We start from the raw sequence: 1,047 nt of genomic DNA on the forward strand, positions 1-1,047 counted from the left end.
AGCTGTGCTTGATGTAATAGAAAAAGAGAAATTAAATGATAGAGCGATAGAAGTAGGGAAAGTCGTAATGAACCGATTCCAAGAGATGAAAAACAAATAYAATTGCATCGGTGATGTGCGCGGCTTAGGGGCAATGTGTGCATTCGAGCTCGTTCAAGATCGCAAGACGAAAGCGCCTGATAAAACACTAGCGTCTAATTTATGTGCAGAAGCAAATAAGCATGGATTACTTCTACTATCAGCAGGAACATATGGAAATGTTATTCGTGTTTTAATGCCATTAGTGATTACAGATGAGCAACTTGAGGAAGGTTTAACAATAATTGAAGAATCATTGCAAGCTTGTTATGAGCAAGCAAATATCGCTCGTGTTTAAAGAATTGGGATAACTTAAAAAAGGGCATAAAGCTTTTCTTTTTAGGCGGAAGAGAGCATCTGGTCATACATAGAATCGATCAGCCCCTTTTCCTGCCCCATGCCAAGCTAAAACAAAGTGAGGGTGTGGTTGCGATGGTATTCTGTATTTTTCAAGGCAGCGAATTATGTGTTGAAAAATATAAATAGATTTGTATAAATAACAAATTGAAAACATTCTAGCTTACTCTATATAAAATGCAGAAAATTCACTTTATAATAAAGGTAGTGAAGTGAATCGATGGATTTAAAGTAAGGGGTGGCTAGGATGGTTGCAGAAAAGGAACGAGTGTTGATGGATTTACAAGATGTATTTGAATATGCATTTGACGAAATTTTTGTTACGGATGATAAGGGAATCGTTGTACGTGTAAATAGCATGTGTGAAAGACATTACCAGCTCTCTGCTAAGGAATTAGTAGGAAAGCATGTAAAAGAACTACAAAAAGAAGGGATTTTTTATCCGTCTGCAACGTTAGAAGTAATTGAAAAGAAAAGGCCAGTTGAACTTGTTCAAACAACGAAATCAGGAGAGTATTTGCATGTTCGTACAAGGCCTGTTTTTGATGATGAGGGAAATTTAAGAAGAGTGATTAGTTATTCTCGTGATCTTACAGAACTCTATCAATTACG

Annotated in this window: 2 protein-coding genes; both read left to right on the top strand. The window is 36.4% G+C overall.

Annotated elements, in window-relative coordinates:
* The coding region (locus AC1DJR_RS31150) for an aminotransferase class III-fold pyridoxal phosphate-dependent enzyme (RefSeq protein ID WP_477004380.1) at positions 1-376 on the top strand (376 nt) is incomplete at its 5' end.
* Between the two features lie 306 nt (positions 377-682).
* Positions 683-1,047: PAS domain-containing protein (locus AC1DJR_RS31155; RefSeq protein WP_477004381.1), on the top strand; the 365-nt coding region annotated here is incomplete at its 3' end.

Source organism: Bacillus sp. 05T31 (assembly GCF_056396725.1).